Source organism: Nocardia sp. CC227C, assembly GCF_030767025.1.
In the GTDB taxonomy this organism is placed as follows: Bacteria; Actinomycetota; Actinomycetes; order Mycobacteriales; family Mycobacteriaceae; genus Nocardia.
In genome coordinates, this window is record NZ_JASITE010000001.1 from 178,563 (window position 1) to 192,110 (window position 13,548).

15 protein-coding genes are annotated in these 13,548 nt (G+C 70.1%); 4 read left to right on the forward strand and 11 right to left on the reverse strand.

Annotation, left to right across the window (positions count from 1 at the left end; genetic code table 11):
- Positions 1 to 106 precede the first annotated feature (106 nt).
- From lipA to sucB, 6 genes are all read right to left on the reverse strand, one after another.
- Positions 107 to 1,219: a lipoyl synthase gene (lipA, locus tag QMO76_RS00805; protein WP_372341864.1), complete on the reverse strand. Its 1,113-nt coding sequence runs from the start codon at positions 1,217 to 1,219 to the stop codon at positions 107 to 109.
- Positions 1,220 to 1,262: 43 nt separating this feature from the next.
- Entirely contained in the window at positions 1,263 to 2,075 is an 813-nt protein-coding gene (lipB, locus tag QMO76_RS00810; protein WP_306359174.1) for a lipoyl(octanoyl) transferase LipB, read from the reverse strand.
- Complete coding sequence (locus QMO76_RS00815) at positions 2,072 to 2,584, reverse strand: GNAT family N-acetyltransferase (RefSeq protein WP_306359642.1); 513 nt, start codon at positions 2,582 to 2,584, stop codon at positions 2,072 to 2,074. The genes lipB and QMO76_RS00815 overlap by 4 nt, the downstream gene beginning before the upstream one ends.
- 88 nt (positions 2,585 to 2,672) lie before the next feature.
- Positions 2,673 to 2,840, reverse strand: a complete 168-nt coding sequence (locus tag QMO76_RS00820) for a hypothetical protein (RefSeq protein ID WP_306359175.1) — start codon at positions 2,838 to 2,840, stop codon at positions 2,673 to 2,675.
- A 134-nt stretch (positions 2,841 to 2,974) separates the two neighbouring features.
- The gene (locus QMO76_RS00825; RefSeq protein ID WP_306359176.1) at positions 2,975 to 3,868 is read right to left on the reverse strand and encodes a TIGR01777 family oxidoreductase; all 894 of its coding nucleotides are present in this window, start codon (positions 3,866 to 3,868) and stop codon (positions 2,975 to 2,977) included.
- 2 nt (positions 3,869 to 3,870) lie between these two features.
- On the reverse strand, positions 3,871 to 5,226 hold the full coding sequence (gene sucB / locus QMO76_RS00830) for a 2-oxoglutarate dehydrogenase, E2 component, dihydrolipoamide succinyltransferase (RefSeq protein WP_306359177.1): 1,356 nt from the start codon (positions 5,224 to 5,226) through the stop codon (positions 3,871 to 3,873).
- A 548-nt stretch (positions 5,227 to 5,774) separates the two neighbouring features.
- Between sucB and QMO76_RS00835 the strand changes: the two genes are divergently transcribed.
- A complete protein-coding gene (locus QMO76_RS00835) occupies positions 5,775 to 6,098 on the forward strand; it encodes an oxidoreductase (RefSeq protein ID WP_306359178.1) in 324 nt (107 codons plus the stop codon).
- 4 nt (positions 6,099 to 6,102) lie between these two features.
- Here QMO76_RS00835 and QMO76_RS00840 read toward each other — a convergent pair whose 3' ends face one another.
- Together QMO76_RS00840 and QMO76_RS00845 are read right to left on the reverse strand one after the other, a co-directional pair.
- The gene (locus QMO76_RS00840) at positions 6,103 to 6,585 is read right to left on the reverse strand and encodes a co-chaperone YbbN (RefSeq protein WP_306359179.1); all 483 of its coding nucleotides are present in this window, start codon (positions 6,583 to 6,585) and stop codon (positions 6,103 to 6,105) included.
- Between the two features lie 142 nt (positions 6,586 to 6,727).
- Positions 6,728 to 8,230 carry a leucyl aminopeptidase gene (locus tag QMO76_RS00845; RefSeq protein ID WP_306359180.1) on the reverse strand — a complete coding sequence of 501 codons (1,503 nt, stop codon included), beginning with the start codon at positions 8,228 to 8,230 and terminating at the stop codon, positions 6,728 to 6,730.
- A gap of 341 nt (positions 8,231 to 8,571) precedes the next feature.
- Between QMO76_RS00845 and QMO76_RS00850 the strand changes: the two genes are divergently transcribed.
- Positions 8,572 to 9,135: an RNA 2'-phosphotransferase gene (locus QMO76_RS00850; RefSeq protein ID WP_306359181.1), complete on the forward strand. Its 564-nt coding sequence runs from the start codon at positions 8,572 to 8,574 to the stop codon at positions 9,133 to 9,135.
- Here the strand turns inward: QMO76_RS00850 and QMO76_RS00855 are convergent.
- Positions 9,132 to 9,953, reverse strand: a complete 822-nt coding sequence (locus QMO76_RS00855) for a TetR/AcrR family transcriptional regulator (RefSeq protein ID WP_306359643.1) — start codon at positions 9,951 to 9,953, stop codon at positions 9,132 to 9,134. The two genes, QMO76_RS00850 and QMO76_RS00855, sit on opposite strands and share 4 nt — an antisense overlap.
- 93 nt (positions 9,954 to 10,046) lie before the next feature.
- Between QMO76_RS00855 and QMO76_RS00860 the strand changes: the two genes are divergently transcribed.
- On the forward strand, positions 10,047 to 10,676 hold the full coding sequence (locus QMO76_RS00860) for a GNAT family N-acetyltransferase (protein ID WP_306359182.1): 630 nt from the start codon (positions 10,047 to 10,049) through the stop codon (positions 10,674 to 10,676).
- Between the two features lie 292 nt (positions 10,677 to 10,968).
- Here QMO76_RS00860 and QMO76_RS00865 read toward each other — a convergent pair whose 3' ends face one another.
- Positions 10,969 to 11,640: an alpha/beta hydrolase gene (locus tag QMO76_RS00865; RefSeq protein WP_306359183.1), complete on the reverse strand. Its 672-nt coding sequence runs from the start codon at positions 11,638 to 11,640 to the stop codon at positions 10,969 to 10,971.
- Positions 11,641 to 11,785: 145 nt separating this feature from the next.
- Between QMO76_RS00865 and QMO76_RS00870 the strand changes: the two genes are divergently transcribed.
- The gene (locus tag QMO76_RS00870) at positions 11,786 to 12,817 is read left to right on the forward strand and encodes a ParA family protein (RefSeq protein ID WP_306359184.1); all 1,032 of its coding nucleotides are present in this window, start codon (positions 11,786 to 11,788) and stop codon (positions 12,815 to 12,817) included.
- Here QMO76_RS00870 and aztA read toward each other — a convergent pair.
- Entirely contained in the window at positions 12,795 to 13,511 is a 717-nt protein-coding gene (aztA, locus tag QMO76_RS00875) for a zinc ABC transporter ATP-binding protein AztA (protein WP_306359185.1), read from the reverse strand. The genes QMO76_RS00870 and aztA overlap by 23 nt on opposite strands.
- Between the last annotated feature and the right edge of the window lie 37 nt (positions 13,512 to 13,548).

The window sequence follows — 13,548 nt, forward strand, 5'->3', positions numbered from 1 at the left end:
GGAGCGGATCGCGTCCACGAATCGGCGGATACGCCATCGTGCGTTGGATGCGAACGATGGCCCGGACACCGTCTCGGCCATCGTCGATTCGTTCGCTGTGCCGCGGTCAGGAACCGAAGCGCGCCAGCACCGAGGTGGCCTCCTGGGAGGCGGTGCCCTCCTCGGCAAGATGCGCCATCTCCGGCGCGATCTCACGGCCGTGGTGCTTCATGGCCTGGGCGTAGAGCCGCCCCGCACGGTAGGAGGAGCGGACCAGCGGCCCGGCCATGACGCCGGCGAAGCCGATCTCCTCGGCCGTGCGGGAGTGCTCGACGAACTCCTCCGGCTTGACCCAGCGGTCCACCGGATGGTGGCGCGGCGAGGGGCGCAGATACTGGGTGATGGTGAGGATGTCGCAGCCCGCCTCGTGCAGGTCCCGCATGGCCTGGGTGACCTCTTCCGGGGTCTCGCCCATGCCCAGGATGAGGTTGGACTTGGTGACCAGCCCGGCCTCGCGCGCGGCGGTGATGACGGCCAGGGAGCGCTCGTAGCGGAAGGCGGGGCGGATGCGCTTGAACACGCGCGGCACCGTCTCCACATTGTGGGCGAGCACCTCGGGGCGGCTGGAGAACACCTCGGCCAGCTGATCCGGGTCGGCGTTGAAGTCGGGGATGAGCAGTTCCACGCCGGTGTGCGGGTTGAGCCGCTTGATGGCGCGCACGGTTTCGGCGTACAGCCACGCGCCGCCGTCGTCCAGGTCGTCGCGGGCCACACCGGTGACGGTCGAGTAGCGCAGCCCCATGGCCTGCACGCTCTCGGCCACGCGGCGCGGTTCGTCGCGGTCCAGGGCCTTGGGCTTGCCGGTGTCGATCTGGCAGAAGTCGCAGCGGCGGGTGCACTGGTCGCCGCCGATCAGGAAGGTGGCCTCGCGGTCTTCCCAGCACTCGAAGATGTTGGGACAGCCCGCTTCCTCACAGACCGTGTGCAGCCCTTCGCGTTTCACCAGCCCCTTGAGCTCGGAGTACTCCGGACCCATGGTGGCGCGGGTGCGAATCCACTTGGGTTTGCGCTCGATCGGCGTCTCGGCGTTGCGGGCCTCGATGCGCAGGAGTTTCCGGCCGGCGGGCGGAGCGACGCGCTCGGAGGCGGAAGCCCGCGTATCCGCGGAGGGTGCCGCGGAGCCCGCTGCAGGGTCAGCTGCGGTCGGGTTGTTCGATGTCGGGGTGTCGACGGAGGTCACTTCTTCGACTCTACGCTCGTGATCTTCGGCCCGTGGAGGGCCCTCAGGCCTCGACTTTCGCCGGACCGGCCGGTGCGGAGGTCGACTTCGGGTTCGGCCGGGCCGCCGCCTCGGTGGTGTCGCGGGCGACGATGTGCTCGCTCACCGGCAGCTCCCCATCGAGGGCCCGCGCGATGGCGTCGGCCACCAGCGGCCGCACCTCGGCCACGGTCACCTCGCGCCCCAGTTCCCGGGTCAGCGTGGTCACCCCGGCATCGCGGATTCCGCACGGCACTATCGTCTGGAAACCGTCCAGCGCCGAGTTGCAGTTGAACGACACCCCGTGCAGGGTGACGCCGCGCTGCACCCGCACCCCGATGGCGGAGATCTTGCGTTCGGGCTGGAAGTCGTTGGCGGGCACCCACACACCCGAGCGCCCCGCCACGCGACCGGCGTGCAGTCCCAGCTGCCCGCACACGTGGATGATGGCCTCCTCGAGCCGCCGCACGTAGGCGACCACGTCGACGGGTTCGGCCAGGCGCACGATCGGGTAGCCGACCAGCTGGCCGGGCCCGTGCCAGGTGATCTTGCCGCCCCGGTCCACCTCGATCACCGGGCTGCCGTCGATCGGCATGTCCTCGGGTTCGGTGCGGCGTCCCGCGGTGAAGACCGACGGATGTTCGAGCAGCAGCAGCCGGTCCCGGCCGATGCCCTCGGCGCGTTCGGCGGCGATCGCGCGCTGGCGGTCCCAGGCGAGGGTGTAGTCGATCAGGCCCAGATCCTCGACCAGCAGCGGCGTGCTGTCGTAGCGGGCCGAGACGCCGGTGGCCGAGGTTGCGGCGGGGGTGCTCGGGGCGGGGGTGGTGCGCTCGCTCACGCCTGTGACGTTACGCCATCGCCGAGCACGAGTTGCATGAGTGTCAGATCCATCCAGCGGCCGAATTTGTGCCCGACCTCGGGCAGTTGTCCGACGATCGCGAATCCGAACTTCTCGTGCAGGGCGATGGAGGTGGTGTTGCCGGATTCGATGGCGGCGATCACGGCGTGCACGCCGCCCCGTCGCGCCCGCGCCAGCAGTTCGCCCATGAGTGCGGTGGCCACGCCGCGCCGGTGGAACCGGTCGGAGACGTACACCGAGTTCTCCACGGAGAAGCGGTAGCCCGACTTGGGCCGGAACTGCCCGTAACTGGCGTATCCGGCGACCGAGCCGTCGATCTCGGCGACCAGGATGGGGCATCCCGCAGCGGTGCGGGTCCGGAACCAGGCCGCGCGCTCGTCGAGATCGGCGGGTTCGGTGTCCCAGATGGCCGTGGTCTCGGCGATGGCGTGGTTGTGGATCGCCAGGATTTCCGGCAGATCGCTCGGGCGTGCGTCGCGCACCAGCAGGTCGGCCGGTGCGAGCACGGTGGGGGATGGGGCGTCGCTCACCCGTCCACGGTAGCCAGCGCCGTGCTGTGACGCCGATCTCGCCCGGTTATCGGTCCAGGCAGGCGAGGAATTCGGTGGTGTCGCCCAGATGCGGCACGCATCGGAACGGGTTGTCGAAGTCCGGAATCGAATACCCGGCGGTGAGGATGGCGAGAGTGAGAACCAATTCGCCGGCGATCAACTTGACATCGATGGTTTTGAACATGGCGGTCACGCCCGTCTCGCTCGGCGGCCCGCTTACTAACAGCAACGGGTCTTACGTGGGGTTATCCATGGTAGCTACTGGCGGGTTACCCGGGCTATAGCCGTGCGAAACGGGGCACGCCCCAGTGGTGGCACCGGCCAGGGTCAGCGGTCGCTGACGGCGGCGAGCGCCGCGCCGATGGTGGGGTGGGTGAAGGTGTAGCCGCTCGCCTCGAGCACGGCGGGAATCGCGCGCTGGCCGTGCAGCACGGCCTCGTCGGCGAATTCGCCGAGGGCCAGGCGCAGTGCGAAGGCGGGCACGACGAACGGGGCGGGCCGGTGCAGCGCGCGGCCCAGGGCCCGGTTGAACTCGGCATTGGTGACCGGTGCCGGCCCGACCATGTTGACCGGGCCGGAGACGGCCGGCTGGGTGAGGGCGTGCACGATGCCGCCGATCTCGTCGTCGAGCGAGATCCAGGGCATGTACTGGCGGCCGTTGCCGATGCGGCCGCCCAGTCCGAGGGAGTACAGCGGCCGCAGCATGCCGAGCATGCCGCCGTGCGCGGACATCACCACCGCACTGCGCAGCAGCACGGTGCGCGCTCCGGCCGCGACGGCCGGTTGCGTCGCGGCCTCCCAGTCCCGGCACAGCGCCGACAGGAATCCCGTTCCGGCGGGGTCGCTCTCGGTGAGCACGCGGTCGCCGGTGTCCATGCCGTAGTAGCCGATGGCGCTGGCGTTCACCAGCGTCGGCACCCCGGCGGTGGCGACCGCCGAGGCCAGCACATCGGTGGGGATGATGCGGCTGTCGCGCAGTTCCTGTTTGAAGCTGCCGGTCCAGCGCCGCCGCCCGATGCTCGCGCCGCAGAGGTTCACCACGGCGTCGGCATCGCGCAGCGCGCGCTGGTCCAGGTCGGCGCGGGCCGGGTCCCAGGAGAACTCGTCGCGGGCGCGCACGGGACGGCGCACGAGGCGCGCCACCTCGTGTCCGTCGCGGCGCAGTGCCGCGACCAGTGCCGTCCCGATCAGCCCGGAGGACCCGGCCACCACGACCTTCATGGCTACAGGCCGAGATCGCCCTCGAAGGCCGCCTCTTCCAGCCGGTGCCGGATGGTGGTGAGGAAGCGGCCGGCGTCGGCGCCGTCGATGAGCCGGTGGTCGTAGGTCAGCGGCAGGTACGCCATGGAGCGGATGCCGATGGCCTCACTGCCGTTGTCGCTGATCACCATGGGGCGCTTGACGATCGCACCGGTGCCGAGCATGGCGGCCTGCGGCGGTACCAGGATCGGGGTGTCGAACAGCGCACCCTGCGAACCGATATTGGTGATGGTGAAGGTGCCGCCGGACAGCTCGTCCGGCTTGAGGCCGCCATTGCGCGCCCGGTTGGCGATATCGGCGATGGCCCGGGCCAGTCCTGCGAGGGACAGGTCGTTGGCATTGTGGATGACCGGGGACAGCAGACCCTGCTCGGTGTCGACCGCGATGCCGAGGTTGACCACCGAGTGGTAGGTGATCTCCTTCTTCTCCTGGTCGTAGGAGGCGTTCACGTTCGGGTGCACGCCCAGCGCCTCGATGGCGGCCTTGGCGAAGAACGGCAGGAACGTGAGCTTGACGCCCTCACGCTGCTGGAAGGAGTTCTTGGCCTTGGCCCGCAGCGCCGCGATCTTGGTGAGATCGGCCTCGTGCACCTGGGTGAGCTGCGCGGTGGTCCGCAGCGACTCCAGGGTCTTGGTGGCGGTGATCTGCCGGATGCGGTTGGCCTTCTGGGTGGTGCCCGGAAGGTGGGCCAGCTGCGGACGCGGGGCCGCGGTGGCGGCGGGCGCGGCGGCAGCGGGGGCCGACGGGGCGGCGGCCGGGGCGGGGGCCTTCTTGGCCTCGGCGGCGGCGAGCACATCCTGCTTGCGGATGCGGCCGCCGACACCGGAGCCGTTCACCGAGGCCAGGTCGACGCCGTGCTCGGCGGCGAGCTTGCGCACCAGCGGGGTGACGTAGGGTCCGCCGCCGTTGCCGGAGGGCTCCTCGGCCGGGGTCGCACCGGCGGGGACCGGGGCGGGCTTCTGCTCGGGCTCGGGCGCGGGCTTCGGTGCCTCGGCGGCGGGCTGCGGAGCGGGTTCCGGCTTCGGCTCGGGGGCCGGGGCGGGAGACGGGGACGGGGCCGGGGCGGGCGCGGAAGCCGGTGCGCCGCTGCCGATCACGCCGAGCTGACCGCCGACGTTGACCACGTCGTCTTCCTGCGCGGTGATCTCCAGCAGGGTGCCCGCGACGGGCGACGGGATCTCGGTGTCGACCTTGTCGGTGGAGACCTCGAGCAGCGGCTCGTCGACCTCGACCGTGTCTCCTTCCTGCTTCAGCCACCTGGTCACAGTGCCCTCGGTGACGCTCTCACCAAGAGCCGGCATCTGGACGGAGAAGGCCATGTCCGTTGACTCCTCTGACTGCTCGTCGGGTTAAACAGTTCGTTCTCTCGGCGGGTCTCCACCGCGGGTCGCGGGGTCCCGTACAGCCACAGCCAATTCTGTGGCCCCGGAGATCCGTAGGTTGTTGTTCCGGATACCCATCCTTGCACTACCGCGCGTGCGGCGTGTCACAGGGCGGCCGTTGCGTCCGCCTCGCGGGACGGACGACGCCGCCGTGAGCGGGCACGGCGACGCGGCGAGCAGCGGTGATAGCCGATCGCGCGTGTCACAACTCACCGCGCGCGGGCGCTGTGATACGAGAATTCGATCTCCACTCTTCCCACTACCTGGGAATGTTCCCGACAGGGCCGACGCCGCGCGCTTGCCGGTTCGCCTCAACTTCGGCGTGGACGAGTCGGTTTCGGGGGGTGTGCCGTTCCCACGCGCCTGAGTCGCGGCTGTGTATTCGCTGTGGAGTCGGTCCCACCTGGCGTTGTGCTGGCAGTATCGATAGTGGACGGGAGAGTTTCCAGGCTCCCGTTTCCAGGTTCCGGAGAGGAGGATGCCGGATGGGATTCCTGGATCGGCTGCGGGGTGGCGGCCGTGCGCGCACGGCGGACTTCGCCTATCTGCGGGAGTGGACGCGCACCCACCGGGGTGTGGAGGCGTTCGTGGAACCGCGGACGACGGTGACGGACGTGTCGGTGGCGCTGGTGGCCCACGACGGCGAATGGACCCGCCGGGTGGTGGGGGAGCGCGGCGCGCACCGGCTGTCGGACGAACTCGGCATTCCCGTCTACGACGTGCGCAAGGTCGGGTACCCGCAGCGGATGCGCGACTACGACGCCCGCCGCCGCATCGAGCGGCGGCGCGCCATGCTCGCGGACGACTGAAGGTTCACCGCGTGCGCAGGCCCGGCCAGCCGTATTGCGGCGGCCCGCCTGCGATGCCGGCGCGGGGGGCGACCGGGGCCGCCGCGGTCTCGGCGGCGGGGGCCTGCTGTTGCGCGGCCTGCTGCTGTCGGAGCTGTTCGGCCGCCTGCCGCCGGAACTCGTCCATATCCATCCACTGGACCTGCTGCACCACGTCTTCCAGCTGCGCGGCGGTCAGGTAGCCCGCGTGCTTGTAGACCGGCAGCCCCTCGCGGAAGGCCATGATGGTCGGGTAGCCGGTGAGTTCGGCCATGGCGGCCAGCGTGGGTTCGGTCTCCCCGTTGACGGTGCCGTGCACGATCTGCGGATGGGTCACCGAGGACGCGTCGTAGACGGGTGCGAAGCGTTCGCACCATCCGCACCAGTCGGCCCAGAAGTCCACCAGCACTATGTGATTGCTCGCCACCACCTGGCGGAAGTCCTGCTGGGTGAGCGCGCGTGTGGCCATTGAGGTCCCTCCCGAACGGCCCGGACCGTGGAGCCGCCCGTCGACTGCATCGGTCCGGATTATTGCACGGCCGTAATCGACCGTCCGACAGCCGGTTTGCCCGTGCGCGGTGGGGTCGTTGGACCCCACCGCGCGGATGCGGCTATTCCGCGGCGATGTCCTCGATGGTCGCGATGAGGGTGCGCACCGGGACGCCCGTGCCGCCCTTCGGGGTGTATCCGAAGGGCCCGCCGGTGTTGTACGACGGTCCGGCGATATCGACGTGTGCCCACTGCAACCCGTCCGCCACGAACTCCTTCAGGAAGAGTCCGGCCGAGAGCATGCCGCCCCAGCGATGGTTGGTGACATTGGCCAGGTCCGCGATCTTGGAGTTGAGGTCGGCGCGCAGTTCGGCGGGCAGCGGCATGGGCCAGCCGTTCTCGCCGACGCGCTGGGACAGGCGGGCCACCCGGTCGCGGAACTCCTCGGTGCCCATGACACCCGGGGTGCGGGTGCCCAGGGCCACCATCTGCGCCCCGGTGAGGGTGGCGACGTCGATGAGGTAGTCCGGCTCGTCCTCACCGGCGCGCACCATGGCGTCGGCCAGGATGAGCCGACCCTCGGCATCGGTATTGATCACCTCGACGGTGGTGCCGCCGTACTGGGTGAGCACATCGCCCGGTCGCTGGGCGGTTGCCGAGGGCATGTTCTCGGCCATGGGCACGGTCGCGGTGACGGTGACCGGCAGGCTCAGCCGCGCGGCGAGCAGGGTGGTGGCGATGACCGCCGCCGCGCCCGCCATATCGGAGGTCATGTTCTCCATGTTCTGCGCGGGCTTGATGGAGATGCCGCCGGTGTCGAAGGTGATGCCCTTGCCGACCAGCGCGACCTTCTTGTCGCCGCCCGCGTAGGTGATGCGGAGCAGCCGCGGTGGTCGCGAGGAGCCCTTGCCGACGCCGAGAATGCCGCCGTACCCGCCGTCGGCCAGGGCCTGCTCGTCGAGGATCTCCACCTGGAGTCCGGCGGCCTTGGCCAATTCCGCGGCGCGGTCGGCGAATTCGGCGGGGAACAGGTCGTTGGGCGGGGTGTTGACGAAATCCCGTGCGGTGGCGACGGCCTCGGCCACGGCCTGGGCGCGCTGCAGCGCCTCCTCGCCGAATCCCGGATCGGGCACCAGGAATTCGACCCGCTTGACGGGGATCTCCTCCGGCTTCGGCGCGGACTTCCCCTTGTACGGCGTGAACGTGTACGCGCCCAGGTAGAAGCCCTCGGCCGCCGCGCCCAGGTCCAGCCCGGACAGCGTGGTGACGGCGGTGCCGACCCCGCTCAGCGCCCGCCCGGCGACACCGGCCGACTTGCGGATCTGCTCCGCGTCGACCTTGTCGAGCGCGCCGAGCCCGACCGCCAGCACACTGTCGGTGCCCAGTCCGGCGGGCGCGGGCACCCGGGTCAGCTCCTCGGCCTTGCCCTTGGCTCCGACCGCGGTCAGCGCGGCCAGCAGAGTCGCGCGCGTGTCGGCATCGAGTACGTCGCCGAACGCGTCCGCCGGGGCGATCGCGGGTCCGTCGTCGGAACTCGTGAGTCCGATGACGAGGACATCGGCCTCGCCGATGCTTACGGTGCGTACCAACTCCGGTCCGAGCGAACGATCTGCAACAGCTGTCATGGCTGCCACGTTACTGCGCGCCGCGTGGACCGGCGTGCCGGGCGCGACGGTTCGGATTGCTGTCGAATTGCGGACGGGTAACGTAACACCTCGCATGGGACTTTTCGGATCAGGCGCGACTGAACGATTGTCTGTCGACAATGGCGTCACCCGGCACCGAGCCCACGGGCACACGACCCTCGGGCGGCAACGCTTCCCGCACCGTATCGACCGCCGCGGTTTACACCGAGCAGCCGCTGTCCGACGACCCGGCACCGGGTTCCGGCGGGTAGTTCGGGGCTGCGCGGCACGGCATTATTGCCTGGTGCCGCGCCGCTCGGTATGCGACCGTGATCGGGACCATGAACGACAGGGACATAGTGAAAGCGTCCAAGCGGCTGTCGAACTGGCTTCGGCATCACCCCGAGGCCATCGGCTTGGACCTGGACGCGGCGGGCTGGGTGCCCGTCGCGGCGCTGCTACGACAGGCGGCCGCGCACGGCAAAGGTTTCACGCGCGCTCAGCTCGACCTCGTCGTCGAGCAGAACAGCAAGCGGCGCTTCGAATTCGACGCGAGCGGCACCCGGATCCGGGCGCGGCAGGGGCACTCCGTTCCGGTGGATCTCGGCTACGCCCCGGCCGCGCCGCCCGCGCGGCTGTACCACGGCACCGCCCGATCGAACCTCCCACTGATCCGGTCGCGGGGTCTGCTCCCCATGCGCCGCCATGCCGTGCACCTGTCCGCCGATCCGGCCACCGCCCGCACCGTGGGCACACGGCACGGCAGCCCGGCCGTCCTCACCGTGGCGGCGGCGGATATGCACCGCGACGGCCACGAGTTCTTCGTCACCGGCAATGGTGTCTGGCTGGTGGCCGAGGTCCCACCCCGATACCTGGACTTCGCGGACTCGACCGCCGCGTCCTAGCGGTTGGATGCTCCGCCGCGCGCGTGTTCGGTGGGGTAGTGCCGGGCGGCGATGCCCTCGAACAGCAGTGTGAGGCAATCCCGGAGCAGTCGGTCGAGGTCCAGATCGAGGCCCCCGGCATCGCTTTCGAAGTAGTGCAGGAGCATCGGGTGGGATTCGGGGGTGACCATCTCCACCACGTCCTCGGCGGTGGTCTGCGGACCGAGCGGGGCGCGCTCGGAGGTGAGCAGCAGCGCCAGCCCCTGCACCAGGCCGGATACCGACAGATAGACGGTGAGCATGCTCTCCCGCGTCATACCCGGCCGGTACAGGGCGGTGAAGGCGCGCTCCAGGGAATCGAGCAGGGCCGGCCCCAGCGGTGGGCGGGTCTGCGCGAGCACGGGCAGCATCCAGGGGTGGCGGCGGTAGAGCTGCCATTCGCCGAGCGCCTCGTAGCCGAGCCCGTCCCGCCAGCCGGTGAGATCGGCTGGGGGCGGCGGGGTTTCGGCGAGCGTCAATTCCGCCATCTCCGCGAGCAGGGTGTCGCGGTCGGGGAAGTGGCGGTACAGGCTGGCGGTCGCCACGCCCAGTTCGGTGGCGAGGCGGCGCATGGACAGCCCCTCCAGGCCCTCCCGATCGGCGAGTTCCACGGCCGCGCGCACCACGGCGACGGTGGTGAGCCGTCGCGGCGGGGTGCGACGCGGTGGCGCGACGGGCCGCGACCGGGCCCGGTAGGCCCGCGCCTGACACGACCGTGAGCAGTACCGGCGGCGGCGTCCCCGGGGCGGATGTGTGATCGTCTCGCCGCACACCGCACACTCCGGCGTCTCTGGTTTCATCACGACATCCAGTGTGACGAAATTGTCGTAACCCGGTCGGCATCGCCATACCTTGGCCCTCGAAGACACCGTTCGGATCGGGAGGTCGCAGAGATGGGTACGACGGAGATGGTTACGACGCCGACGGTTCGCCGCGCGGGCCTGGACGAACTCGACAGGGTGGCGGCGGTCTTCGCCGAGGCGACCGCCGACGAAGTGGTGTTCAGCTGGATCATGGCGGGGCATCCGGAGCTCTCCCGGCAGTTCCGCGCGCAGTACGCGCCGGAGATGATCGAGCGCACCATGCGCGAGGACGAGGTGTGGGTCGCCGGGGCCGGGGACGAGATCTGGGCGGTCTCGCTGTGGCAGACCGTCACCGGCCGGGAGCGCGTACAGCGCGAAGCCGAGCAGATGCGTGAGCTGTACGAACAGGCTCCGCTGCCGCCCTTCCGGCGTTTGCGGGCGCTGTCGGGCCTGCTGGAGCAGAGCCACCCGACCGAATTCCCGCACCGCTACCTACAGGTCATCGTGACGCTGCCGCAGCACCGCGGCAAGGGCGCGGGGGCCGCCATCGTCACCGAGCGGGCCGAGGCGGCCTCCGAGGCGGGCGTCCCCGCTTACCTGGAGGCCAGCACCGAACGCTCGGCGCGCCTGTACGCGCGCTGCGGGTTCGCGCTCGAGGGCGACCTCATCGAATTGCCGGAGAACGGTCCCACCCTGCGGCCCATGTGGTTCCGCGGCTGAGACCGGCGGTCCGCACAGGCACTCGCCAGCCGCCGGAACAGGCTTCCGACCCGGTCACTGCGACCGGGGCACTTTCGCCAGCGTGGTGTGGCGGCGTCGGGCGATGTCCGGCGGGGCGGGATGACAGCGTGGCGGCAGTGGGCGATGTCCGGCAGGGCGGCGACAGCGTGGCGGCAGTGGGCGATGTCCGGCGGGGGCGGCATCACCGCGTGGCGGCAGCGGGCTATGTCGGCGCGGGCCGGACCGGGTCGGCATTCGCAATGTAGGCGGCAGCGGCCGGGGTCGGCTGCCTTCACACGGCGACAGCGGGCAACCCCGGCACGCGTCGGGCAGGCATCGAGGTCCGGCGCACCGCGTCCTGGACGAATTCCAGAATCGCCTCGGTGACCGCGCGATATCCGGGCTCGTGCAGCAGATCGTGTCCGGCATCGAGGAATTCGCGCATGCGGGTGCCCGGCCGCTCCGCGCACCACCGCCGGATCGGGGCGATCGGCGCCCGCCGATCGTCGGAGCCGTGCAGCACCAGGGTGGGCACCCGCGGGGCCGGAACGTCGAGGATCGCGGCCCTTTCCGGCGATCCCAGCAGCACCACGGCCGACACCGAGTCGACCACGGCACCATGGTCCTGCATGGCGATGAGCGCGGTACCGGCTCCGAGGGAATGCCCGACCATGATCAGCGGTAGCTCGGGGTGTTCGGTGCGCGCCAGTGCGGTGAGCCGCACCGCATTGGCCGCGAGGTCGTCGATGGGCGGCATGGCCTCGCTGTCGCCTTCGCTCAGGCCGTGCCCGATGTGGTCGATGCCCCACACGTCGATACCGGAGCGGTTGGCCGAGCGGCAGAAGCGGTGGTAGTCGGCGCTCTGCTGGCCCAGCCCGTGCAGCAGAACGACTACCGCCCTGGGGTTTTCGACCGGCCACCTCCGGTAATGCACCAGGCCGCTCACACCCTCGAAATAACGCACCGAGGCATTGTGGCAGATCTGAGGTCATCCTCATTTGTGTTCTGGCTCACGATAGAGAGCATGATGTTCCAACCCGCCGGTGTCGTAACCGGCCGCCGGGGGCCCGGGTTACTAGGCTGAACCGGATCGTCGCGGCGGTCATGGGATGAAGGGTTTCGAACTGGTGGAGTTGCGCGGTGAGGTGGTGTCCGGGGAGCGTGCGCGCTCGGTGGGATTCGCCGAAGCCGGCGGTTTCGACTGGGCGTGGCCCGACAAGAGCGGCCGTATCCTGCACTTCGAACGCCCGCAACGCATCTGGGAGCAGAACCCGGTGCCGGGCCGCAGCCGCCCCTACGTGGTCGCCACCTTCAATCTGAAGGGCGGGGTGGGCAAGACGACCACCACCGCGGCCCTGGCGGAGATCCTGTCCGCCGAGTTCGGCAAGCGGGTGCTGCTCGTCGACCTCGATCCGCAGCGCAATCTCACCACCATGATGGTCGGCGAACGCCGGGCGGCCGAACTGGATCGAGGCGCGGACACCCTGGCGTCGGTGTTCGGTGATGTGGTGGAGGGCTACCGCCCCCGCGACGCGGCCGGGCTGGTGCAGCCCCGCGTCTCCGCCATGCGCACCGTGACGTCGGTGGATCTGCTGCCTTCCTCCCTGAAACTCATTGCGCTCCAGGATGATCTGACCCACGTCACGGCGGTGGATCCGACCGCGGTGCTGGCCGACGCGCTCAGCGGCGTGTTGTTCGACTACGACTACGTGCTGATCGACTGCCCGCCGAGTCTGGGCCTGGTCACCCAGAACGGCCTGCGCATCGCCGACGGCTATCTCGTCCCGACCATTCCGGATTTCATGTCGACCTACGGCATTCCGGCGGTACAGGCCAGAATCCGGCAGCTGTCGGCGCGGTGGGGCGCTCCCATCGAGGAGTTGGGCGTGGTGGTCACCAAGTATCGGCGCTCCTCGGCCGTGCATCAGCGCATACTGGACGACCTGCGCCGGGATCGGAGTCTGCCGCGCCTGTTCCCGACGCGGATTCCGGAATCGAATCAGATCGCGGCGGCGGCGGAGTACCTCGATTTCGGCAGTCTGCGGCAGAAATACGGGACCGGGGGACAGTTCCTGGCGCTGCGGGAGCTGACCGACGATTTCCTGTCCACCACCCGGATCAAGCTGGCGTGGGGGCGGTAGCGGACGGTTCGGACGCCGTGTCCATCGCCAGCACCCGTTCCGGCGCTCCGGAGTCAGCGAGTCCGCCGTCGCGCATCAGCAGGCAGTGATCCGCGCCGAGTGCCTCGGCGCGGTCGTGCGTGGCATGCACGACGGTGATCCCGGACGCGGCGGTTTCCCGGATCGTGCGCGAGATCTGTTGCTGTGCTTCGATATCCAATCCGACTGCGGGCTCGTCGAGCAGCAGCACGTCCGCCTGCTGCGCCAAGGCGCGCGCTAGTAGCGCGCGTTGCCGCTGACCGCCCGAGAGGTCGGTGAGCCGCCGCGCGGCGAGGTGGGCGATGCCCATCCGGTCCAGACAGTCGGCCACGACGCGCCGATCGCCGGAGGTGAGCCGCCGCCACGGTCCGCGATGTGCCCAGCGGCCCATGGCCACGGTCTCGCGCACCGTGATCGGGAGGGTCGAGGGCACGCTGCCCTGCTGGACGACGAGCGCGGGTCGGCGGCTGCCGGTGCGTTCGACGGTGCCCGCCGAGGGGGTGATCACTCCGGCCAAGACGCCGAGCAGGGTGGATTTCCCCGATCCGTTGGGTCCCACCAGCGCGGTCACCCGACCGGCCGGGATATCGGCCGTGACCTCGTGCAGCACCGCCCGGGATCGATAACCAGCGGTTAGCCCTCGCAGCCGCACCGCCGGGCTGTCGCGATCCTTCACTTCATCACCTAACTTGTACTGAAAATCATTTCCATAA

Coding starts and splice junctions, on each gene's coding strand:
- QMO76_RS00825 (WP_306359176.1), bottom strand. CDS start 3,868: ATGAAGGTCGTGGTGGCCGGGTCCTCCGGGCTGATCGGGACGGCACTG.
- sucB (WP_306359177.1), bottom strand. CDS start 5,226: ATGGCCTTCTCCGTCCAGATGCCGGCTCTTGGTGAGAGCGTCACCGAG.
- QMO76_RS00835 (WP_306359178.1), top strand. CDS start 5,775: ATGGGATTCCTGGATCGGCTGCGGGGTGGCGGCCGTGCGCGCACGGCG.
- QMO76_RS00840 (WP_306359179.1), bottom strand. CDS start 6,585: ATGGCCACACGCGCGCTCACCCAGCAGGACTTCCGCCAGGTGGTGGCG.
- QMO76_RS00845 (WP_306359180.1), bottom strand. CDS start 8,230: ATGACAGCTGTTGCAGATCGTTCGCTCGGACCGGAGTTGGTACGCACC.
- QMO76_RS00850 (WP_306359181.1), top strand. CDS start 8,572: ATGAACGACAGGGACATAGTGAAAGCGTCCAAGCGGCTGTCGAACTGG.
- QMO76_RS00855 (WP_306359643.1), bottom strand. CDS start 9,953: ATGAAACCAGAGACGCCGGAGTGTGCGGTGTGCGGCGAGACGATCACA.
- QMO76_RS00860 (WP_306359182.1), top strand. CDS start 10,047: ATGGGTACGACGGAGATGGTTACGACGCCGACGGTTCGCCGCGCGGGC.
- QMO76_RS00870 (WP_306359184.1), top strand. CDS start 11,786: ATGAAGGGTTTCGAACTGGTGGAGTTGCGCGGTGAGGTGGTGTCCGGG.